The sequence below is a fragment of the Hoeflea sp. 108 genome (assembly GCF_000372965.1).
Taxonomy (GTDB): domain Bacteria; phylum Pseudomonadota; class Alphaproteobacteria; order Rhizobiales; family Rhizobiaceae; genus Aminobacter.
The window spans coordinates 892751-912299 of the sequence record NZ_KB890024.1; the positions used below are offsets into that span (position 1 = coordinate 892751).

Sequence of the window (19549 nt, forward strand, 5' to 3'; positions counted from 1 at the left end):
TTTCTTTTTTCTGTCATCAGGCTAGCTTAGGCTTGCGGATTCAGAAGCATGATTCATCCGTATTTTTTGCAGGAAGGCCCGAGCTTAAAATGCAGTCCGTTCATATCGTCAGCGCCTATGACGAGGAGCTGAAGTTCCTCGCCCGCAAGATCGCGGCCATGGGCGGCCAGGCCGAGCGTATGGTCGATCAGGCGGTCGCTGCCCTGGTCAATGGCGATCCCGAACTTGGACAGAGGGTGGTCCAGGACGATCTCGTGCTCGACGAGGCTGAACGCGAGATCGACGACAAGGCGATCCTGATCATCGCACGCCGCCAGCCGATGGCCACCGACCTGCGCGAGATCATCGGCGCGATCCGCATCTCCGCCGATCTCGAGCGCGTCGGCGACCTCGGCAAGAACATCGCCAAGCGTGTCGCCGCGGTGGCCGAGGGGCGGCAGCCGACCAGCCTGTTCCGCGGGCTGGAGGCATTGGCCGAACTTGCGCTGACCCAGCTCAAGGAGGTGCTCGACGTCTACGCGTCGCGCTCGGTCGACAAGATCGGCTTCGTCCGTGACCGCGACGAGCAGATCGATGCCATGTACACCTCGCTGTTCCGCGAGCTCCTGACCTACATGATGGAAGATCCGCGCAACATCACGCCCTGTACGCATCTGCTGTTCGTCGCCAAGAACATCGAGCGTATCGGCGACCACGCCACCAACATTGCCGAGACCATCTATTACATCGTCACCGGCGAGCAGATGCCGCCGGAGCGTCCAAAGGAAGACAAGAGCCATCGGGTGACGACGGCGGGCGAAACCAACTCGGATTGACGAGGGGCTGGCCGCCGCTCGCGACCGGCCACTGCCGTTCCCTTTGATCCCAATAGGTTCTAGACTGGGATCCTGATCGAACAGGCCCCTCGTTCTTCAGGTGAAGCATGACCGAACATGCCACGAAGTTCGACAAGAGCCCGGAGCTGGAGCCTGGCATCGTTGCCTCCAGCGTCTATCTCGGCGGCCGCCGCATAGCCGATATCTCCCTGGAAGAAGCCGGCGACTGGGCCTCCCGCGAGGGCCATGTCGTCTGGATCGGCCTGCTCGAGCCCAGCCGCGACCTGCTCTTGCGGGTGCAACGGCAGTTTCATCTTCACGATCTCGCCATCGAGGACGCCGAGCATCCGCACCAGCGTCCCAAGATCGAGCAATATGGCGATGCGCTGTTCATCGTCGCCAGAACAGCCCAGCTCATCCAGGGCAGGGTGGATTTCGGCGAGACCCACATCTTCGTCGGCAAGGGCTACATCGTCAGCGTTCGCCATGGCGTGTCGACGTCTTATGCCGCCGTTCGCCAGCACTGGGAGAGCTGCCCGAGCGCGCTCGCCAAGGGCGAGGACTTCATCCTCTATGCCATCCTCGATTTCATCGTGGACAACTACATGCCGGTGCTGGAGCAGATCGAGGAGGAGGTCGACGCCATCGAGGATGGTGTGCTGGCACGGCCGATGACGACGAGCGACATCGAGCGGCTCTACATGCTGCGGCGCGATCTGTTGCGGCTGCGCAATGCAGCCGGGCCGCTTGTCGAGGTGTGCCGGCGGCTGACCAGCGCCGACCTGCCGCAGTTGCGGCCGGCGATGCACCCGCTGTTCCGCGATGTCGGCGACCATATCCGCACCGTGCTGGAAAAGGTCGACACGCTGCGCGAGGTGCTGGCTTTCGCTTTCGAGGCCAGCCTTCTGGTGGGACAGAGCCAGGAAACGGCGATTGCCAAGAAGCTGGCGTCCTGGGCGGCCATCCTTGCCGTGCCGACAGCCCTTGCCGGCATCTACGGCATGAACTTCCAGGACATGCCCGAGCTTCACTTCGCCTATGGCTACCCGACCGTGCTGGCGGCGATCGCCACCATCTGCTCGGTGCTCTACTGGCGGTTCAGGAAGAGCGGATGGCTGTGAGCAGGGCAGGAGCGAATAGCGAATAGAGAGTAGCGAATAGAGAAAGGGCCTCGGAAGGTTGACGCTCCGAGGCCCTTTCGATTTTTACTGCCCGCTGTTCGCTCAGCGCGTCCGGCGACGCTCCGAAGCGGGCTGGAAAGCGATCTTCGAGTGGTAACCGCAATATGGGCCGCTCTCGCCGGCTTCGTTGCCGCAGAAGTTGAAGTCTTCGCTCAGCGGATCGCCGTTGGGCCACTTGCAGGTGCGCTCGTTGAGCTGCACCAGCTGCAGGCGGCGCGAGATTGGAACGACGACGTTCTGCACCGGACGAATGTACTGGCGGGCGACCGGCTCGACGTCGAACTGGGCCTGCAGCGCCGTGGCGCCGATGCTTGCGGTCACGGTACGGGTGACCGTAGCCGTGCGCTGTACGCTCTTGGTCGCCGAGGTGACGGCCGTTGTCGTCGTCTTTTTCTGGCGGGCGGGCGCAGCCGTGGCGCGGCCGCGGCTCGACAGCTTGAGGCGGTGTACCTTGCCGATGACGGCGTTGCGGCTGACGCCGCCCAATTGTGCTGCGATCTGGCTTGCGCTCAGACCTTCCGACCAAAGCTTCCTGAGAAGTTCGACCCGCTCGTCAGTCCAGTTCATGAGACCGTGCTCCTGATTTAACGCGCAGAATTCGGAATCCTTCGCCACCCCTGGGAGTCGGGTGGGCACCACATCTATTCGGTGAGTTTGTCCGCCGCACGAAATCTAGTTATTTCTCAATTACAATTATCGACGCGCCGACTCCGTGACAAGAGTCCGACCTGCAACAGTGATTCTGTTTTTTCGGTTTTCCCCAACTTGCCTGAGGCTGACCTTGCGGCGCTGGCCACCAAGCCCGGATCGCTTGGGCCTGCCGACGTTTTCGTTGACTTCATGTCCGAAAAACCTGATATACCCGCGGGGGCCGCCGCTTGAGGCGGCTTTTTGATTTTCCGGTTCCGGAGATGCATATAATGAGCGGTTCGGCGCTTTACGAGACGTTTGCTCGCGCACCCCTGGCTTTCGAGCGAGGTGAGGGTTCCTGGCTGGTTGCCGCGAATGGCGAGCGATATCTCGATTTTGCCGGCGGCATTGCCGTCAACTCGCTCGGCCACAGCCATCCGCATCTTGTCCAGGCGCTGACCGAGCAGGCCGCCAAGCTGTGGCATGTCTCGAACCTCTACGAGATCCCCGGGCAGAGCCGGCTGGGCGAAAGGCTCGCCGAGAACTCGTTCGCCGACCGCGTCTTCTTCACCAATTCAGGTGCGGAGGCGCTGGAATGCGCGATCAAGACGGCGCGCCGCTACCAGTACAAGAACGGCCATCCCGAGCGCTATCGCATCATCACCTTCGAGGGCGCCTTCCACGGCCGCACGCTGGCGACGATCGCCGCCGGTGGCCAGGCCAAGTACCTGGAAGGTTTCGGCCCCAAGGTCGACGGCTTCGACCAGGTGGCCTTCAACGACATCGACGCAGCCGAGAAGCTGATCGGGCCTGAGACGGCGGCGATCCTGCTTGAGCCGGTGCAGGGTGAGGGCGGCATCCGTCCGTTCCCGAATGCCTCGTTGAGGCGTCTGCGCGAGCTGTGCGACAAGCACGGCCTGCTGCTGATTTTCGACGAGGTCCAGTGCGGCATCGGCCGTACCGGCAAGCTTTACGCCTATGAGTGGACCGGCGTTGCGCCCGACCTGATGGCGATTGCCAAGGGTATCGGCGGCGGCTTTCCTGTCGGCGCCTGCCTCGCCACCGAGGAGGCCGCAAGCGCCATGACTGCGGGTGTCCATGGCACCACCTTCGGCGGCAACCCGCTCGCCATGGCGGTCGGCAATGCCGTGCTGGACGTAGTGCTCGAAGAGGGGTTCCTTGACGAAGTCAGCCGCAAGGCGCTGCTGATGAAGCAGGGACTGGCTGCAATCGCCGACGAGTTCCCCGACGTGATTGCCGAAATCCGCGGCACGGGCCTCATGCTTGGTCTCAAATGCAGCATGCCCAACACCAAGGTAAATATGGCGCTGCGCGACCAGAAGATGCTCGCGGTGCCTGCCGGTGACAATGTGATCCGTCTGCTGCCGCCGCTGACGACGACCGATGCAGACATCCAAGAGGCGCTCGCGCGCATTCGCGCCGGTGCTGCCAGCCTCTCCAAGGCCGCCGCCAACGGCGGGTAAACCAAGGACGTTAAATGACCAGCGGAATTCGCCATTTCACCGACCTCTCGGCCATGTCCGGGAGCGACCTACGCGGGATTCTGGACGATGCGGCCGCGCGAAAGGCGCGCCTGAAGGCTGGCGAACGATCCAAGCCCCTTGAGGGCAAGGTGCTGGCGATGATCTTCGACAAGCCGTCGACGCGCACGCGCATCTCCTTCGACGTCGGTATGCGCCAGCTTGGCGGCGAGACCATCATGCTGACCGGCACCGAAATGCAGCTCGGCCGTTCGGAGTCGATCGCCGACACCGCCAAGGTGCTGTCGCGTTATGTCGACGCCATCATGATCCGCACCACGGCGCATGACCGCCTGCTGGAACTGACCGAGAACGCGACGATCCCCGTCATCAACGGCCTCACCGACGACACTCATCCGTGCCAGCTGATGGCCGATATCCTCACCTTCGAAGAGCATCGCGGCCCGGTTGCCGGCAAGACCTTTGCCTGGACCGGCGACGGCAACAACGTGCTGCACTCGCTGCTCGAGGCTTCGGCGCGCTTCCGCTTCAACGTCAACATGGCCGTGCCCGAGGGCAGTGAGCCGGAGCAGAAATACGTCGACTGGGCCCAAGCCAACGGTGGCAAGGTGATGCTGACCCGCGATGCCGAGGAGGCTGTCAGTGGCGTCGACGCCATCGTCACCGACTGCTGGGTGTCGATGGGTCAGGAACACCGCGCCCGCGGCCACAACGTCTTCCTGCCCTATCAGGTCAACGCGGCGCTGATGAAACACGCCAAGCCTGACGCGTTGTTCATGCACTGCCTGCCCGCGCATCGCGGCGAGGAAGTGACCGACGAAGTGATCGATGGCCCGCACTCGGTGGTCTTCGACGAGGCAGAAAACCGCCTGCACGCCCAGAAGGCTGTGCTGGCCTGGTGCCTCGGCGCTTGAATGACTGATCCCGCGACCCTATCTGGGGCGGGATCAATCTATTGTCATCAAAGCCTTGTTCTGCGACCGTCGGCGGGCCGAAGGGTCGCAGAATTCGTTATATGGGATACGTTTCAGTGACTGAGACCGAACGCAAGCTCGGCGAATTCGGGTTCGCCGGCGACGACCATGTCGTTCCATTCGCGGTTGAGCCGCTCGACGTGCGCGGCCGTACCGTGCAGCTCGGACCTTTGCTCGACCAGATACTTGATCGCCATGCCTATCCGGAGCCGGTGGCGCGCCTGCTGGCCGAGGCCTGCGTGGTGACCGTGCTGTTGGGCACCTCGCTCAAGTTCGAGGGCAAGTTCATCCTCCAGACCCGCACTGACGGGCCAGTGGACATGCTGGTTGCCGACTTCACGACGCCGCATTCGCTGCGCGCTTATGCCCGCTTCGACGCCGGCCGCGTCGAGGAGGCAATCAAGGCCGGCATGACCGCGCCCGAGGACCTGCTCGGCACCGGTGTGCTGGCGCTGACCATCGACCAGGGCGCCCATACCCAGCGCTATCAGGGCATCGTCGAACTCAACGGTATTTCGCTCGAGGAAGCGGCGCGCACCTATTTCCGCCAGTCGGAACAGATTCCGACCGAGCTGCGCCTGTCGGTCGCCAAGCTCGTGCTCCCGGGCGAGGGCGGCGGCGAACATTGGCGCGCCGGCGGTCTGCTGGCCCAGTTCCTGCCGGATTCGCCCGAACGTCGACGCGTGCAGGACATGCATGGTGGCGACGGTGACAAGCGTGATGTCGCTGTCGGGCCCGAGGACAATGCCTGGCAGGAGCTGTTGGCGCTGATGGCGACCATCGAGCCGACCGAGCTGATCGATCCGACCGTGGGCGCCGAGCGGCTGCTTTATCGCCTGTTCCACGAACATGGCGTGCGCGTCTACGAGGGCGTGCATGTCGCCGACCAGTGCTCGTGCTCGGATCACAAGATTCGTGGCATCCTGCAGGGGTTCTCGGCGGAAGAGATCACGGGCAGCGTCGAGGACGGCCGCATTCGCGTCAACTGCGAGTTCTGCTCGAAGGCCTACGAGTTCGATCCGGGCGAGTTCGCCCCGGCCCAATGATCCGACAATGACGCTGCCGGCTCAGTTGAGCCGGTGGCGCATGCCCGGCAGGTCGAGCGAGAAGGCGGGGATGGCGATGTCGAACATCTCGCCGGCCTCGTTGCGCATGGTGTAGCGCCCGACCATGATGCCCGATGACGTCGAGAGCGGGCAGCCCGACGTGTACTGATAGCTGTCGCCGGGATTGAGCTCGGGCTGGTCGCCGACTACGCCCGGGCCGCGGACCTCCTCGACCTTGCCGCTCGCGTCGGTGATGTGCCAGTAGCGCGACAAAAGCTGGACGAAATCTTCCGAATTGTTCTCGATCGTCACGCGATAGCCCCAGACATAGCGGCCTTCAGACGGGTCGGATCGCTCTTCCAGATAGAAGGGCTCGACCTCGACTGCGATGTTGCGGGTGATGGCGCGATACATATGCGGCGCTCCTGCGTCGCCGGGGCTTGGAGAAAGCCGGGCGACGAACTGTCTGATGCTGCGTTCGGCGTCCAGGCCGTGGCTGGCTGGCGGCGATCACGAGGCCTCATGAAACCGGCGTGGCGGCGCATGGTGCCCTGCGTGACAGGGTCCGCCGCTTGTCGCGGCGGGTCAACTGCCGTTCGCATTGTTCACAGCGAATGTGATGAACATGCGGCGCCCGGTGATGCCGGACGCCGCATGAGTCGATTGCCTCAGCGAGCCGCCTTCAGCGCATCGCCGATATCGTTGAGCAGGTCGTCGGCATCTTCGAGGCCGACCGACAGGCGCAGCGTGCCGTCGTCGATGCCAAGCTCGGCACGCGCCTCGTCGGTCAGGTTCTTGTGCGTCGTCGTTGCCGGATGGGTGATCAGGCTCTTGGAGTCGCCGAGATTGTTGGAGATCAGGATGATCTTCAGCGCGTTTTCGAAGGCGAAGGCCGCTTTCTTGCCTCCCTTGACGTCGAAGCAGATCAGCGTCGAGCCGCCCTTCATCTGCCGCTTGATGATGTCGGCCTGCGGATGGTCGGCGCGGCCGGGGTAGATCAGCCGTGACACTTCAGGGCTCTCGGCCAGGAAGTCGGCGATCTTGCCGGCGGTCTCGGTCTGCTGGCTCACGCGCAGAGGCAATGTCTCCAGACCCTTGAGCAGCGTCCAGGCGTTGAACGGCGACAGGCTCGGGCCGGTGTGGCGGAAGTAGTCGTGCAGGTTTTCGTCGATCCACTTCTTGTCGGAAAGGATGACGCCACCCAGGCAGCGACCCTGGCCGTCGATATGCTTGGTGGCCGAGTAGACGACGATATGGGCGCCGAGTTCGAGCGGCTTCTGCTGCATCGGCGTGGCAAAGACATTGTCGACGACGACGCGCGCGCCGATCGAATTGGCAATTGCCGCAACCGCCGCGATGTCGACCACTTCGAGCGTCGGGTTGGTCGGGCTCTCCAGGAAGAACAGCTTGGTGTTGGGCTGGACAGCCTTTTCCCAGTTCTCGGTGACTGTGCCGTCGATCAACGTCGCTTCAATGCCGTAGCGCGGCGCCAGCGTCTCGACGACCCAGCGGCACGAACCGAACAGGGCACGCGCTGCGACGATGTGGTCGCCGGCCTTCAGGCCGCACAGGATAGCGGCGGAAACCGCGGCCATGCCCGACGCGGTGGCGCGGGCGTCTTCAGCGCCTTCGAGCGCGCACATGCGCTTTTCGAACATGTCGACGGTCGGGTTGGCGTAGCGCGAATAGATGAAACCCGGGGTCTCGCCCTTGAAGCGTGCTTCCGCACTTTCAGCGCTTTCGTAGACATAGCCCTGGGTCAGGAAGATCGATTCCGAAGTTTCGCCGAATTCGGAGCGGAGCGTGCCGCCGTGAATGAGCGTGGTCTGCGGGTTCCAGTTGCGCTTGGTGTCGGAGGTCATGGCCAAATCCAAATACAAAAAAACCGGTCGCGAAAAGTCGCAACCGGTCCACAACGCGGCCCTTTAGCGACTTGTTTAACGTGGCTGCAAGCCGACCGGCCAAATCACCACGGGATAAAGGTCCTTTAGACCCAAGGCCGGCTTGCGTCAATCGCGGGGTCGACTAAACGTCTTGGGCCACGCATATGAGCCTGGACGAGGTCCGGGGTCCAGCGATCCTCTGATATCCGTTCGGATCGGCGGCGCTGTAAAGGAGTGAGGCAATTGCGGCAGTCGGGCATTCTTCCGGATCAGGATATCGCGGCGCTGTTTGCTTCCGGTGCGCTCAAGGCGCCGCCGCTGGACGCCGACCAGATCCAGCCTGCGAGCCTCGACCTGCGTCTCGGCGCCAAGGCTTTTCGCGTGCGCGCCAGCTTCCTGCCTGGTCCCAATTCGCTGGTCTCGGCCAAGCTGGACCGCCTCAAGCTGCACGAGATCGATCTCGCCAACGGTGCGGTGCTGGAGACGGGCTGCGTCTACATCGTGCCGCTTCAGGAGGCGCTCGACCTGCCGGCCGACATCTCGGCCTCGGCCAACCCGAAGAGCTCGACCGGCCGCCTCGACATCTTCACCCGCGTCATGACCGACCGCGGCCAGGAATTCGACAAGATCCCAGCCGGCTACAGCGGTCCACTCTATCTCGAAGTCAGCCCGCGCACTTTCCCGATCGTGGTGCGCGCCGGCTCGCGCCTGTCGCAGATCCGTTTCAGGAAGGGCCATGCGCTGCTGTCGGAGATCGAACTCAACGCGCTGCACCTGTCCGACCGGCTGGTCGCGATCGATCCGCCGAACATTTCGGGCGGCGGCATCGCGCTGTCGATCGACCTCGCCGGCGCGGTGGGCAGCATCGTCGGCTATCGCGGCAAGCACCACACCGGACTGGTCGATGTAGACAAGCGCGCCGCCCATTCTGTCGTCGATTTCTGGGAGCCGATCTACAACCACGGCGCCGAGGAACTGGTGCTCGACCCCGACGAATTCTACATCCTCGTCAGCCGCGAGGCGGTCCATGTGCCGCCGCTCTACGCCGCCGAGATGACGCCGTTCGATCCGCTGGTGGGTGAATTCCGCGTCCACTATGCCGGCTTCTTCGACCCCGGTTTCGGCCATTCGGCCGCCGGCGGTACCGGCAGTCGCGCCGTGCTCGAGGTCCGCAGTCACGAGGTACCCTTCATCCTCGAACATGGCCAGATCGTCGGGCGCCTGGTCTACGAACACATGCTGGCGCGGCCCAAGGCGCTCTACGGCAGCGACCTCGGCTCCAACTATCAGGCCCAGGGCCTCAAGCTCTCCAAGCATTTTCGCATGAGCTGACCTTTGGTCAGTTGCGCCTAGCCGTTAGTCTGCTTGTCCAACAGCTGTTGCTGTGATTGGCTGTGGTCGGGGAAATACTCGCGAAAAAGAGTACCCGACAACGGAGACGACAATGCAGATTTCCAGAAAATTCGCATATTCGGCCGCAGTTGCGGCGCTTCTGTTTGCAATGGGAGGCGCTTCGGCGCAGCAGACGAAGCTCAAGCTCGGCACGGAGGGCGCCTATCCACCCTTCAACACACTGACCTCCGACGGCAAGCTGGCAGGCTTCGACATCGATGTCGGCAACGCGCTGTGCGCCGAAATGAAAGTCGAATGCGAGTGGGTGACGCAGGATTGGGACGGCATCATCCCGGCGCTGCAGGGTGGCAAGTTCGACGCCATCATCGCCTCGATGACGATCACCGACGAGCGCAAGCAGCAGGTCGACTTCACCAACAAGTACTACACCACGCCGCTGGCGCTGGTGGCGCTGAAGAACACCGACCTGACTTCGCCCGAGCCCGATGCCCTCAAGGGCAAGACTGTCGGCGCCCAGGGATCGACCACACAGGCGATCTATGCCGAGGATCATTACGCCAAGGCCGGCGCCGACGTGAAGCTCTATCCGACGCAGGATGAGGCCATGGCCGACCTTACCAACGGCCGCCTCGACGCCGTGGTATCCGACAAGTTCGTGCTGGTCGACTGGCTCAAGACCACCGGTAATGATTGCTGCAAGCTGGTCGGCGATCTCAAGAACACGGAGTCTCTCACCGGCATCGCCGTGCGCAAGGGCGACCCGCTGCGCGAGAAGCTGAACGCCGCCATCGACGCCATCGTCAAGGACGGCACCTACGCCAAGATCAACGCCAAATATTTCGACTTCGACATCTACGGCAAGGATTGATCGGCAGCATCGAACAGGCCGGCCGGGCGTCATTGGCGTCCGGCCGCGCCGATATCGGAGAGTTGACCCGGATCCACTGGCGGATCCGGCCGATCGGGCGCACTATCTCCTCGATCGGAGGTAACAAGCCATGCGCTACATCTTCGTTTCGCTTGCGATCGGTCTCTCAGTGCCATTGTCAGGCTGCATGTCGGACAACTACGGCTATGTCAGCGACTTCCAGCCCAACTACTACAACGACTATGGCCTGAAGTTCGGCTACGCGACCGGACCCCAAGGCCACCATCTGCGCTACCTGCGCGAGCACGAATTCAGGCGCTAGCTCAGCTTAGGCCGGGACAAGGCTTAGACCTTGCAAGCGATGGCTTGGCGGGAGCCTTGGGTCGAGAGGCTTGATGTGGCTGGTGTCAGGCGCGGGATGCTTGTCGTCGCCGCGGTCGGCAGGCCGATAGCATTGTCGGTGAAGGCGTGTTCGAGCCCACCGATTGTCCATCCGTCGCGACGTCTCGTAGTTCGAATGCCGCGTTGCCGAGCGGGGTGCGAGAGGCCGACGCCACGCCAGTGGATATGTCGCGCGCGTCGGCCAACCAGCAGAGCATTTCGGTGAACTGCTGCAACTGCCTTCCCATGACGGAGCCATTCTGTCACTGCCCCGAATGAGGTAATCGGACAACTTTGGGACGCGCGATCATGAAGATGAGACGCGTGGTCATGTCGTTTGGGGCAGAGGCAGCCGTGGGAGCGGCCAGCCATTCAGATAGCCATTTGCCGAGGCACTCCGAGCGCGAGCAGCAACCTTGCAACCCGCAGTATTGGCTGGAGCAATCGCGGATTGAATGCGTTCGCCTGTATGCCGCTGCCGGTTCCGAGCTCCTCTGAAGGGCATGGCGTGAATTCGTGCTGTTGTTCCTATGATGAAGTTAAACAACCGTAGATTGTCGCAGTTAAAGCCGTGCCGATTGCTTGGTCACCCAATTGGAGGAGAGACAAGTCATGCAACTGATGTCATCTCTTATGCTGCAGATACATCCGAGTGTTCTGCTGGTTCGGCCCGTTCGAAGCGCCTATCGCCGGCCTTGAGTTCTTCAGGACCTTTCTGCGGGGGGAGGTTCCTGAATGCCGCTCGGCTCTCCTGCCCGAGACCGAGCGGCGCCCTTCGGGCGAGCCGGCGCCGACCTTTGAACTCAACGGATTTTGCTGGAGATCTGGAGCGGGTAGCGGGAATCGAACCCGCGCGTTCAGCTTGGGAAGCTGACAGGCTACCATTACATCATACCCGCGCGGGCACTTGGTTAGCATTGCGGATGTGCGGCGGCAATCGGGAAGATGCAAAGTTCGCTTGCGGATGTGTAGATGAATTGTCGGCCTAGACTTTCTTCCGGCGCAACCAGAAACGCAGCCGCCACAGCCGGCCTTGCAGCGTTCCGGTAGCGACGTGCAGCGTGGAGCCTTTTCCCAGCCCGGCTTGCAGGATCGTCCAGGCTTGTTTGCCGGAGAAGCGCATGGCTACCTCTCTGGAAAAGGACTTGGCGGTGAAGGCTTCGACCAAGGTCGGCGCATGCTGTACGAAGAGGTCGACCACACGTGGCTCGCCATAGAACCTGTGCAACTTGGTGGTGGGCTGACGCGTGGCGTGGTCCAAAACGTCCCAGAAATTCCGTTGGGCAACCCAACTGAGTTGGCCGGCATGGAGCAGCAGATTCTCGATGTCGCGGTACTTGTGGTCCTTTGCCTTGTCGACATAGGCGAACGTGCCTGACTGCAGTGACGGCAACGTTTCTCGCGTAGCGTAGTAGTTGTTGTCGTGAAGGCGATAGCCTGACAGGGTCTTGCCGATGAGAGCGCTGCCGGCAAAGGCGTGACAAAGAGTATTGAGGTAGGCGTCGGCGGCGCGCATCCAAGGACGGCTTCCGTCTTCGAAGCGGATGAGACGGAGCACGGAACTTCGATACATGTTCGACGTTCCCGGCCCCCAGAACCAGCCCTTCTTCTTATGCGGCACCATTGCGGTAGCAGAGGAAAGAGCCTGATAGGTTTCGTCTGAAACTGTGGGAAGGCGGAGCGTCCCGTTCGCAGGCCGCAAGCCAAGGGGCGGCCCGACACGCGTGATGTCTACGTGCACCGATTCAGCTGTCAGCACGCCGCCGGCAGCATTCATCTCCGCCACATTGGATGAGGTGAAGCCGACGCCGTGAGGCAGCGCCATGTGCACCTGCAGATGGGTCGAGGCATAGTTTGCGAAAAGCACGTCGTCGGCATCGACGAATGTGACGAAACCACCGTTAAGCTTGTCGATCGACCAAAGTGCGGCACCCAATTGACCGCGATTGTCCGGTAGTGTTTCCACGCGGAACCGGCTGTCGCCTGCGACGTGCCTGGCAATCACTTCGGCGCTGTCGTCTGTCGATCCGTTGTTGATCACCAGGCACTCGAAATGCGGGTAGTCCTGCCGTTTGATCGAGTCGATTGCTGCGCCGACATATTGCCCGTAGTTCCATGCGATCACGACGAAGCTGACCAACGGCGGTTGAAGCGCGCCACCGGCAAGAACGTCGATCTCATGTCCTCCAATCGTAAGCGGTGCGCGAGGGACGGTCCCTGCCTCGGGTGTTTCCCGTCCTGCAGAGCGGCGCGACGTCTTTCCGCCAAAGTAGTCTATGTTCATGCTTGTGCAACCTATTGGCGAAATGATGATCGCCCGCTAGAAGCTCATAAGGCAAGTGAATTCGTTCAGGTGCAGTATGACCAGCAAGCGACAGATTCTCGTCACCGGCGGCGCCGGATTTCTCGGCTCTCACCTTTGCGACCGGCTGCTGGCTAGCGGTGCTCACGTTACCTGTCTCGACAATTTCTATACCGGCTCTCACGCCAACATTGCGCATCTGGCTGGTCACCCGGCGTTCCGACTGATTGAGCAGGATGTCTGCGAGCCGCTCGAGATCGACGTGGACGAGATCTACAATCTCGCATGCCCAGCCTCTCCGGTTCACTACCAACGCGATCCCGTTCACACGACGAGGACAAGCGTGCTTGGTGCAATCCGCGTGCTCGATCTGGCGCATCGCAATGGGGCGAAGGTGCTTCAGGCGTCGACGTCGGAGGTCTACGGCGACCCCACTGTGCATCCGCAGAATGAAAGTTATTGGGGCAACGTCAATCCGATCGGCCCGCGCTCCTGTTATGACGAGGGCAAGCGTTGCGCTGAGACCCTGTTCTTCGACTATCGCCGCCAGTATGGACTCAAGATCAAGGTGGCCCGCATCTTCAACACCTATGGGCCAAGGATGCAGCCCGACGACGGGCGCGTCGTCTCGAACTTCATTGTCCAGGCTTTGCAGGGCAAGGACATCTCGATCTATGGCGATGGTTCGCAGACACGGTCCTTCTGCTATGTCGACGATCTGGTCGATGGTCTGATCAGGCTCATGGCCGCGCCGGACGGTCTTACCGGGCCAGTCAACCTCGGCAATCCGCAAGAATTCTCCATGATCGAACTTGCCGACGAAGTGCTGCGCGTGACCAGGAGTTCCTCGCGTGTGGCCCGCTTTCCGCTGCCTGAGGACGATCCGAAGCAAAGGCAGCCGGATATCTCGCTTGCCGGGGCGCTGGGCTGGGGCCCTAAAACCAGCCTCAAGGATGGGTTGCCTCTTACGGTTGCCTACTTCCAGCAACTGTTGCATCCCGTAAGCGAGGCACGGATGGTAAGCCAGGCCGTGTAGCGGCGGCGCTCGCCCACACCTTGAACCGCCGTCGACAATCGCGATATGTCAGGAAAGGTTAGAATCGCAGGAGAATGGGCTTGAACGGACTGACGCGTTTTCTCGGCGACACGCCGCTGCGGGTGTTCCTCAAGCTGCTTGTGATCTCCTTCCTCGTCGGCATCGTCATGAGCGCGTTCGGCTGGTCGCCCTTCGACGTGCTCTACGGTATCCGCGATTTCTTCGTCGACATCTGGCGCATGGGCTTCAGCGCCTTCCACCGTTTCCTCGGCTATTTCATGCTGGGTGCGGCGATCGTGGTGCCAGCCTTTATCATCCTCAGGCTGTTCAGCTATCGCAAATAGGCTTTCCTGAGAGAGCTGTACCAAAGCTTGGCTTTGGAGGGCATGGCGCGGCTTCCAGGAACGCGTCCGGCCAGGCCGCGGGGGCGTTTGGTCAGGCGAAGGCGGCTGCGGTTTCGAACAGGATTGCGTGGCGGGCGGCCAGCGCTGCAACGTCTGTGGAATAGCCTCCCCCGATCACGCCGCATAATGCCACGCCCGCTTTGCGGAAATGCTCGATGACGAGGCGCTCGCGCCGGCGCAAGCCGTCGTCGCTCAGCGCCAGCCGGCCGAGGCGGTCGTCGCGATGGGGATCGACCCCCGCATTGTAGAAGACGAGGTCCCATCGGCCGCGACGCGTCAGATGGGACAGCGCTTCGGCCAGGGTCTCGAGATAGGTGTCGTCGCCGGTCTTGTCGGGCAGGCCGATGTCGAGGCTGGAGGCGACCTTGCGCACCGGATAGTTCTTTTCGGCATGCATCGAGAAGGTGAAGACGCCGGGGTTCCCGGCAAGGATCTCGGCGGTGCCGTCGCCCTGGTGCACGTCGAGATCGACCACCAGGATGCGTTCGACGTCCTTGGCCTGGAGCAGCGCCAGTGCCGCCACCGCAACGTCGTTGAACGTGCAGAACCCGGCGCCCTGGGCCCGGCGGGCATGGTGGCTGCCGCCTGCGGCATTGCAGGCGATGCCGTGGCGAAGCGCAAGCCTGGCCGCAAGCAAGGTGCCGCCAGCCGCGAGCTGGGCGCGGCGTGACACACGCTCGCCAACAGGGAAGCCGATCTCGCGCTCGATGTGGGGTGGCACGGTGCAGGCCAGCACCTGGTCGACATAATCAGCCTCATGGGCGAGGCGCAGATGCGCGGGCGCGATGACTTCGGGTCGGTTGAGCCCGCCGGACAGTCCGAGCGCGTCCAGCCGTGCCATCAACTGGCTGTACTTGCCCATCGGGAAGCGATGGTCGGCGGCGAAGCCGGCGTCATAGTCGGGGTGGCTGGCGATCTGAAGCGGCATTGAACGAAGGCTGAACCAGGCAGGTGAAATCGATTGACCCGCAACTTAAATGGTTGCGGGCGCTGGGGAAACCGGGGCATGTGCCCTAGGGAGATTTGGCAAGCCGGGAGGACTTTCGTTGGAATACGCATCGCCAGAGGGCCGCGCCGTGCCTTTTGCCGTCACCAACCGCTCGGTGCTGGCGATCGCCGTGCCGATGACGCTGGCCTATCTGACGACGCCTTTCATCGGGCTTGTCGGCACAGCTGTTGTCGGCCAGTTCGGCGACGCGGCCCTTCTCGGCGGACTGGCGGCAGGCGCGGTGGCCTTCGATGTGGTCTTCACCAGCTTCAACTTCCTGCGCGCCGGCACCACGGCACTGGTGGCCCAGGCCTTCGGTCGCGGCGATGCGGCGGAAGAACAGGCCGTGTTCTGGCGTGCCGTGGTGATCGCGCTGATCGCCGGCATCGTGCTGGCGTTGACCGCGCCGCTGACCTCGCTCGCCGGGCAATGGTTCATGCAGGCCGAGCCGCGCGTCAGCGAGACGCTCGACCATTATGTCCGCATCCGCATGCTGGGTGCGCCCTTCGCGCTGATCAACTATGCGATCCTAGGCTACATACTGGGGCGGGGAGAGGGCAGCTTCGCGCTGTTCCTGCAGGCGACGCTTAATGGCGTGAATATTGCAATTTCGCTGTGGCTGGGCCTGCATATGGGCTTGGGCGTCGAAGGTGTTGCCTGGGCAGCGGTTGCCGGTGAGGCAGCCGGCATGGCCATCGGCCTTGCCGTGCTTTTGCGGCGCTTCGGGCGCGAACCGAAGCTGGCATGGGGGCGTGTCTTCGATGCGGCCGCGTTCAAGCGCCTGTTCGTGCTCAACCGTGACATCATGATCCGCTCGCTGTCGCTGCTGGTCGCCTTCGCGCTGTTTACGCGTCAGGGCGCGCAGTTCGGAACGGTGACGCTGGCGGCCAATGCGGTGCTGATGAACTTCTTCATTGCTGCAGGTTTCTTCCTCGACGGCTTTGCCGCAGCCGCCGAGCAACTGGCCGGCCGTGCCGTTGGCGCCCGCTATGAGCCGGCTTTCCGCAAGGCGGTCTATCTCTGCTCGATCTGGGGCTTTGCGCTGGCCGGCAGCATGACCACTGCATTGCTGGTCTTCGGCGTCGACCTGATCCAGCTCATCTCGACTGCAGAGGATGTGCGAGTTATCGCCATCGCGTTCCTGCCATGGGCGGCATTCACCGCACTCAGCGGGGTGCTTGCCTTCCAGATGGACGGCGTCTTCATCGGTGCTGCCTGGTCGCGCGACATGCGAAACATGATGGTGCTGTCGCTGTTGGTGTTCATCGCGGCGCTGATGACGCTGCCTGCCGCCTATGGCAATGCCGGGCTGTGGGCATCGCTGCACCTGCTGCTGGCAGCGCGCGGTCTATGCCTGTTGCTGCTGCTGAGGTCGCGCGCCAGGGCGACGTTTCAGAGCGGCGTCGCCGCCCACTGATCGAGCCTTGTGTCGCGCAGCTCCGAAATGCTCTTGAGGCCTTCGCGCGCGGCGAAATCGGCCATGCCGCTGACGATGCGGGCGGGCAGCGACGGGCCGGCATAGATCATGCTGGTGTAGAGCTGGACGAGATCGGCGCCGGCGCGGATCTTTTCGAGCGCGGTCTCCACTGAATCGACGCCGCCGACACCAATGATGGCGAGCTCGGGGCCGACCAGCTTGCGCATGCGGGCAAGCACCGCCGTCGAGCGCGCAAACAGCGGCTTGCCCGAGAGCCCGCCGGTCTCGCTCGTGTTCGCCGAGCTGCGCAGCGTCGGCCGTGTGATCGTGGTGTTGGAGACGATGATGCCGTCGACCATCTTTGCCGTCACCTCGGCGGCGATGTCCTCGAGCTCGGCCTCGTGGAGATCAGGCGCAATCTTGAGGAAGACCGGAACGGCATGGCCGGCTTCGGCGCGGGCGAGCATGACGCTGGCCAGAAGCTCGGCAAGCTGCTCTCGCGCCTGCATGTTGCGCAGGCCCGGCGTGTTGGGCGACGAGATGTTGACGGTCAGGTAGGAGGCATGGCGGGCGAAGCGCTTCACCCCGCGCACATAGTCGCCGATGCGGTTGGTGCTGTCCTTGTTGGCGCCGATGTTGACGCCGACGATACCGGGCCGACCGGCACGGGCGATGAGCCGCTTTTCGGCTGCGTCGTGGCCCTCATTGTTGAAGCCGAGCCGGTTGATGACGGCATCATCCTCGACGAGGCGGAAGATGCGTGGCTTGGGGTTGCCGGCCTGGGGCAAGGGCGTGACCGTGCCGATCTCGGCAAAGCCGAAGCCGAGGCCGAGCAGGCCATCGGGCACCTCGGCATTCTTGTCGTAGCCGGCCGCCATACCCAGCGGGTTGGGGAATTCGAGCCCGGCGACACGGACACGCAGGCGCGCATCGCGGGGCGCGCGGCCGCCGACCGGCAGGCCGCAGCGCAGCGCCTTGATCGACAGGCCGTGCGCGGCCTCTGGATCGAAGGTGAACAGCAGGTGGCGTCCGAGCCGGTCGAAAGCGTTCATTCCTGGTCAAGCTCCGGAAAATCGTGGGCGCCGTCGGCCTTGAGTGGCAGCGGCCTGACCCATTTGGCGGTCGTCGCCTGGAGTGGCGCATAGAGATGCGGGAAAAGTGCGCCGCCGCGCGACACCTCCAATTTCAGCGCGGAACCGAGCTTCTCAGCCTCGATGGCGACAAGCACCAGATCTCTTTGCCCGGCGAAATGCTTGGCGGCGGTTTCCACCACCTGGGCTGCCGTCGAGAAATGGATGTAGCCGTCGGCGAGATCGATCGGAGCGCCTGCGAAGGTGCCGGTGCGCTCGGCTTCGCGCCACATAGCTTCGGGGCAGATCTTGTAGATGGTTTTCGTCATACGGGCGCTATAGGCTGAAAGCATCATGCGGGGAAGGGCGGCAGGGCTTGCCCCACCGCAATTTGGGCCCATTACGGCGCGACACTTGCGCCGGTCGAAATGGAGATTGCCATGCGTCGCAACGCCATCCTTCTGGTTCCGCTCGTTGCCGGTCTCGGCCTCGGCGCTGCTGCTGCCGCGGAGGGCCAGCGCTACCAGATGGAAAAGACCGACAAGGGTTATGTCCGCATGGACACCCAGACCGGCGAGATGTCGATCTGCGAGGAGCGCGACAGCCAGTTGGTCTGCAAGCTGGCTGCTGACGAACGTTCGGCGCTGCAGGACGAGCTTGGCCGGCTGCAGACGGAGCTGAAGACGCTCGACCAGCGCGTCGTCAAGCTTGAGAATTCGCTCTCCCAGAAGCTCGAATCGAAGCTGCCGACGGACGAGGAGTTCGAAAAGAGCCTTGGCTACATGGAGCGCTTCTTCCGCAGCTTCATGGGCGTTGTAAAGGATATCGAAAAGGAAGAGCAAGCCGAGAAGCCGGCGCCGGGTCCTGCGCCGGACCGCACCTGACGGGAATTGCGGCGCTTTTGCCTGAAAGTTGCGCATGACCCGTCATGTCGTGCCGGATTTCTGTATAACTGCTTGAAAAGACGCCACCGGCCCGCATAATCGCGGTCGAAGGTATCGGCGCGCAGAACAGTCGGAGCCTCGGGAGGGATATTTGTCGGCTGGCCACAAGTTCGTCATCGCGGACGACCATCCGCTTTTTCGCGGCGCGCTCAAGCAGGCGATTGCCGGGCTGGCGGATGTATCGAGCGTGCTCGAGGCCGGCGACTTCGAGAGCGTGAAATCGATCGTCGCCGCCAATGAAGATCTCGACATCGTGCTGCTCGACCTGTCTATGCCTGGCGCCTCCGGCCTGTCCGGCCTGATCTCGCTGCGCGGCATCCATGCCACCGTGCCAGTGGTCATCATCTCGGCCCATGACGACCCCGAGACCATTAGGCGGGCGCTCGAACTCGGCGCGTCGGGCTTCATCTCCAAATCGGCGAGCATGGACGAGATCCGCGAAGCGGTGGAGACCGTGCTGTCGGGTGAGATCACCGCACCCGGCGACATCGACCTCGGCGTCGAACGCGATCCCGAGATTTCGGATCTTATCAAGCGCCTGCAGTCGCTGACGCCGCAGCAGACGCGCGTGCTTGGCATGCTGGCCGAAGGGCTGCTCAACAAGCAGATCGCCTACGAGCTCGGCGTCTCCGAGGCGACCATCAAGGCGCATGTCTCGGCGATCCTGCAGAAGCTCGGCGTCGACAGCCGCACCCAGGCGGTCATCCTGCTCTCCAAGATCGGCGGCGAGCCGCGCCCGGTGGCGTAGCGCATTT

Annotated in this window: 20 protein-coding genes, 1 tRNA gene and 1 riboswitch; of the genes, 13 read left to right on the plus strand and 8 right to left on the minus strand. The window is 63.0% G+C overall.

Features of this window, described 5'->3' with window-relative positions; translation table 11 throughout:
• Window positions 1-89 precede the first annotated feature (89 nt).
• Both phoU and B015_RS0104430 read left to right on the plus strand, forming a co-directional pair.
• The gene (gene phoU / locus B015_RS0104425; protein WP_018426457.1) at window positions 90-815 is read left to right on the plus strand and encodes a phosphate signaling complex protein PhoU; all 726 of its coding nucleotides are present in this window, start codon (window positions 90-92) and stop codon (window positions 813-815) included.
• Between the two features lie 107 nt (window positions 816-922).
• On the plus strand, window positions 923-1936 hold the full coding sequence (locus B015_RS0104430) for a magnesium and cobalt transport protein CorA (protein WP_018426458.1): 1014 nt from the start codon (window positions 923-925) through the stop codon (window positions 1934-1936).
• 102 nt (window positions 1937-2038) lie between these two features.
• On the opposite strand, the gene B015_RS0104435 is transcribed toward B015_RS0104430, so the two are convergent.
• Entirely contained in the window at window positions 2039-2563 is a 525-nt protein-coding gene (locus B015_RS0104435) for a GcrA family cell cycle regulator (protein WP_018426459.1), read from the minus strand.
• A gap of 353 nt (window positions 2564-2916) precedes the next feature.
• Between B015_RS0104435 and B015_RS0104440 the strand changes: the two genes are divergently transcribed.
• From B015_RS0104440 to B015_RS0104450, 3 genes are all read left to right on the plus strand, one after another.
• Window positions 2917-4110 (plus strand): aspartate aminotransferase family protein, encoded by a 1194-nt coding sequence (locus tag B015_RS0104440; protein ID WP_018426460.1) that lies wholly within the window; start codon window positions 2917-2919, stop codon window positions 4108-4110.
• 14 nt (window positions 4111-4124) lie between these two features.
• Window positions 4125-5042: an ornithine carbamoyltransferase gene (gene argF, locus B015_RS0104445; protein ID WP_026226879.1), complete on the plus strand. Its 918-nt coding sequence runs from the start codon at window positions 4125-4127 to the stop codon at window positions 5040-5042.
• A gap of 101 nt (window positions 5043-5143) precedes the next feature.
• Complete coding sequence (locus tag B015_RS0104450; protein ID WP_018426462.1) at window positions 5144-6148, plus strand: Hsp33 family molecular chaperone; 1005 nt, start codon at window positions 5144-5146, stop codon at window positions 6146-6148.
• Between the two features lie 21 nt (window positions 6149-6169).
• On the opposite strand, the gene apaG is transcribed toward B015_RS0104450, so the two are convergent.
• Complete coding sequence (gene apaG / locus B015_RS0104455; RefSeq protein ID WP_018426463.1) at window positions 6170-6562, minus strand: Co2+/Mg2+ efflux protein ApaG; 393 nt, start codon at window positions 6560-6562, stop codon at window positions 6170-6172.
• 254 nt (window positions 6563-6816) lie between these two features.
• Window positions 6817-8010, minus strand: coding sequence for an O-succinylhomoserine sulfhydrylase (locus tag B015_RS0104460; protein ID WP_018426464.1), 1194 nt, complete (start codon window positions 8008-8010; stop codon window positions 6817-6819).
• A 43-nt stretch (window positions 8011-8053) separates the two neighbouring features.
• A riboswitch (SAM riboswitch) is annotated at window positions 8054-8131 on the minus strand.
• A gap of 143 nt (window positions 8132-8274) precedes the next feature.
• Between B015_RS0104460 and B015_RS0104465 the strand changes: the two genes are divergently transcribed.
• From B015_RS0104465 to B015_RS0104475, 3 genes are all read left to right on the plus strand, one after another.
• The gene (locus B015_RS0104465; RefSeq protein WP_026226880.1) at window positions 8275-9363 is read left to right on the plus strand and encodes a 2'-deoxycytidine 5'-triphosphate deaminase; all 1089 of its coding nucleotides are present in this window, start codon (window positions 8275-8277) and stop codon (window positions 9361-9363) included.
• Window positions 9364-9475: 112 nt separating this feature from the next.
• On the plus strand, window positions 9476-10252 hold the full coding sequence (locus tag B015_RS0104470) for an ABC transporter substrate-binding protein (RefSeq protein WP_026226881.1): 777 nt from the start codon (window positions 9476-9478) through the stop codon (window positions 10250-10252).
• Between the two features lie 130 nt (window positions 10253-10382).
• A complete protein-coding gene (locus tag B015_RS0104475) occupies window positions 10383-10574 on the plus strand; it encodes a hypothetical protein (protein WP_018426467.1) in 192 nt (63 codons plus the stop codon).
• An 884-nt stretch (window positions 10575-11458) separates the two neighbouring features.
• On the opposite strand, the gene B015_RS0104480 is transcribed toward B015_RS0104475, so the two are convergent.
• Window positions 11459-11532: transfer RNA gene (locus B015_RS0104480), tRNA-Gly, on the minus strand.
• Window positions 11533-11618: 86 nt separating this feature from the next.
• The gene (locus B015_RS32105) at window positions 11619-12917 is read right to left on the minus strand and encodes a glycosyltransferase family A protein (RefSeq protein WP_081623431.1); all 1299 of its coding nucleotides are present in this window, start codon (window positions 12915-12917) and stop codon (window positions 11619-11621) included.
• A gap of 76 nt (window positions 12918-12993) precedes the next feature.
• On the opposite strand from B015_RS32105, the gene B015_RS30445 reads away from it, so the two are divergent.
• Both B015_RS30445 and B015_RS0104495 read left to right on the plus strand, forming a co-directional pair.
• Window positions 12994-13971 carry a UDP-glucuronic acid decarboxylase family protein gene (locus B015_RS30445; protein WP_018426469.1) on the plus strand — a complete coding sequence of 326 codons (978 nt, stop codon included), beginning with the start codon at window positions 12994-12996 and terminating at the stop codon, window positions 13969-13971.
• Window positions 13972-14045: 74 nt separating this feature from the next.
• Entirely contained in the window at window positions 14046-14315 is a 270-nt protein-coding gene (locus B015_RS0104495; RefSeq protein WP_018426470.1) for a DUF6460 domain-containing protein, read from the plus strand.
• 91 nt (window positions 14316-14406) lie between these two features.
• On the opposite strand, the gene B015_RS0104500 is transcribed toward B015_RS0104495, so the two are convergent.
• The gene (locus B015_RS0104500) at window positions 14407-15303 is read right to left on the minus strand and encodes a histone deacetylase (protein ID WP_018426471.1); all 897 of its coding nucleotides are present in this window, start codon (window positions 15301-15303) and stop codon (window positions 14407-14409) included.
• A gap of 118 nt (window positions 15304-15421) precedes the next feature.
• On the opposite strand from B015_RS0104500, the gene B015_RS0104505 reads away from it, so the two are divergent.
• Window positions 15422-16780 carry an MATE family efflux transporter gene (locus tag B015_RS0104505; protein ID WP_018426472.1) on the plus strand — a complete coding sequence of 453 codons (1359 nt, stop codon included), beginning with the start codon at window positions 15422-15424 and terminating at the stop codon, window positions 16778-16780.
• Here B015_RS0104505 and B015_RS0104510 read toward each other — a convergent pair.
• Entirely contained in the window at window positions 16756-17832 is a 1077-nt protein-coding gene (locus B015_RS0104510; protein WP_018426473.1) for a quinone-dependent dihydroorotate dehydrogenase, read from the minus strand. The two genes, B015_RS0104505 and B015_RS0104510, sit on opposite strands and share 25 nt — an antisense overlap.
• The gene (locus tag B015_RS0104515) at window positions 17829-18179 is read right to left on the minus strand and encodes a DUF952 domain-containing protein (RefSeq protein WP_026226883.1); all 351 of its coding nucleotides are present in this window, start codon (window positions 18177-18179) and stop codon (window positions 17829-17831) included. Before B015_RS0104515 ends, B015_RS0104510 begins: the two co-directional genes overlap by 4 nt.
• A 111-nt stretch (window positions 18180-18290) precedes the next feature.
• On the opposite strand from B015_RS0104515, the gene B015_RS0104520 reads away from it, so the two are divergent.
• A complete protein-coding gene (locus B015_RS0104520) occupies window positions 18291-18734 on the plus strand; it encodes a hypothetical protein (protein WP_040456528.1) in 444 nt (147 codons plus the stop codon).
• A gap of 151 nt (window positions 18735-18885) precedes the next feature.
• Window positions 18886-19542, plus strand: coding sequence for a response regulator transcription factor (locus tag B015_RS0104525; protein ID WP_018426476.1), 657 nt, complete (start codon window positions 18886-18888; stop codon window positions 19540-19542).
• Window positions 19543-19549 lie beyond the last annotated feature (7 nt).

What these genes read in the sequence shown, in the direction of transcription:
- phoU (WP_018426457.1), top strand. Translation starts at nt 90, where the DNA reads ATGCAGTCCGTTCATATCGTCAGCGCCTATGACGAGGAGCTGAAGTTC.
- B015_RS0104430 (WP_018426458.1), top strand. Translation starts at nt 923, where the DNA reads ATGACCGAACATGCCACGAAGTTCGACAAGAGCCCGGAGCTGGAGCCT.
- B015_RS0104435 (WP_018426459.1), bottom strand. Translation starts at nt 2,563, where the DNA reads ATGAACTGGACTGACGAGCGGGTCGAACTTCTCAGGAAGCTTTGGTCG.
- B015_RS0104440 (WP_018426460.1), top strand. Translation starts at nt 2,917, where the DNA reads ATGAGCGGTTCGGCGCTTTACGAGACGTTTGCTCGCGCACCCCTGGCT.
- argF (WP_026226879.1), top strand. Translation starts at nt 4,125, where the DNA reads ATGACCAGCGGAATTCGCCATTTCACCGACCTCTCGGCCATGTCCGGG.
- B015_RS0104450 (WP_018426462.1), top strand. Translation starts at nt 5,144, where the DNA reads ATGGGATACGTTTCAGTGACTGAGACCGAACGCAAGCTCGGCGAATTC.
- apaG (WP_018426463.1), bottom strand. Translation starts at nt 6,562, where the DNA reads ATGTATCGCGCCATCACCCGCAACATCGCAGTCGAGGTCGAGCCCTTC.
- B015_RS0104460 (WP_018426464.1), bottom strand. Translation starts at nt 8,010, where the DNA reads ATGACCTCCGACACCAAGCGCAACTGGAACCCGCAGACCACGCTCATT.
- B015_RS0104470 (WP_026226881.1), top strand. Translation starts at nt 9,476, where the DNA reads ATGCAGATTTCCAGAAAATTCGCATATTCGGCCGCAGTTGCGGCGCTT.
- B015_RS0104475 (WP_018426467.1), top strand. Translation starts at nt 10,383, where the DNA reads ATGCGCTACATCTTCGTTTCGCTTGCGATCGGTCTCTCAGTGCCATTG.
- B015_RS32105 (WP_081623431.1), bottom strand. Translation starts at nt 12,917, where the DNA reads ATGAACATAGACTACTTTGGCGGAAAGACGTCGCGCCGCTCTGCAGGA.
- B015_RS30445 (WP_018426469.1), top strand. Translation starts at nt 12,994, where the DNA reads ATGACCAGCAAGCGACAGATTCTCGTCACCGGCGGCGCCGGATTTCTC.
- B015_RS0104495 (WP_018426470.1), top strand. Translation starts at nt 14,046, where the DNA reads ATGGGCTTGAACGGACTGACGCGTTTTCTCGGCGACACGCCGCTGCGG.
- B015_RS0104500 (WP_018426471.1), bottom strand. Translation starts at nt 15,303, where the DNA reads ATGCCGCTTCAGATCGCCAGCCACCCCGACTATGACGCCGGCTTCGCC.
- B015_RS0104510 (WP_018426473.1), bottom strand. Translation starts at nt 17,832, where the DNA reads ATGAACGCTTTCGACCGGCTCGGACGCCACCTGCTGTTCACCTTCGAT.
- B015_RS0104515 (WP_026226883.1), bottom strand. Translation starts at nt 18,179, where the DNA reads ATGACGAAAACCATCTACAAGATCTGCCCCGAAGCTATGTGGCGCGAA.
- B015_RS0104520 (WP_040456528.1), top strand. Translation starts at nt 18,291, where the DNA reads ATGCGTCGCAACGCCATCCTTCTGGTTCCGCTCGTTGCCGGTCTCGGC.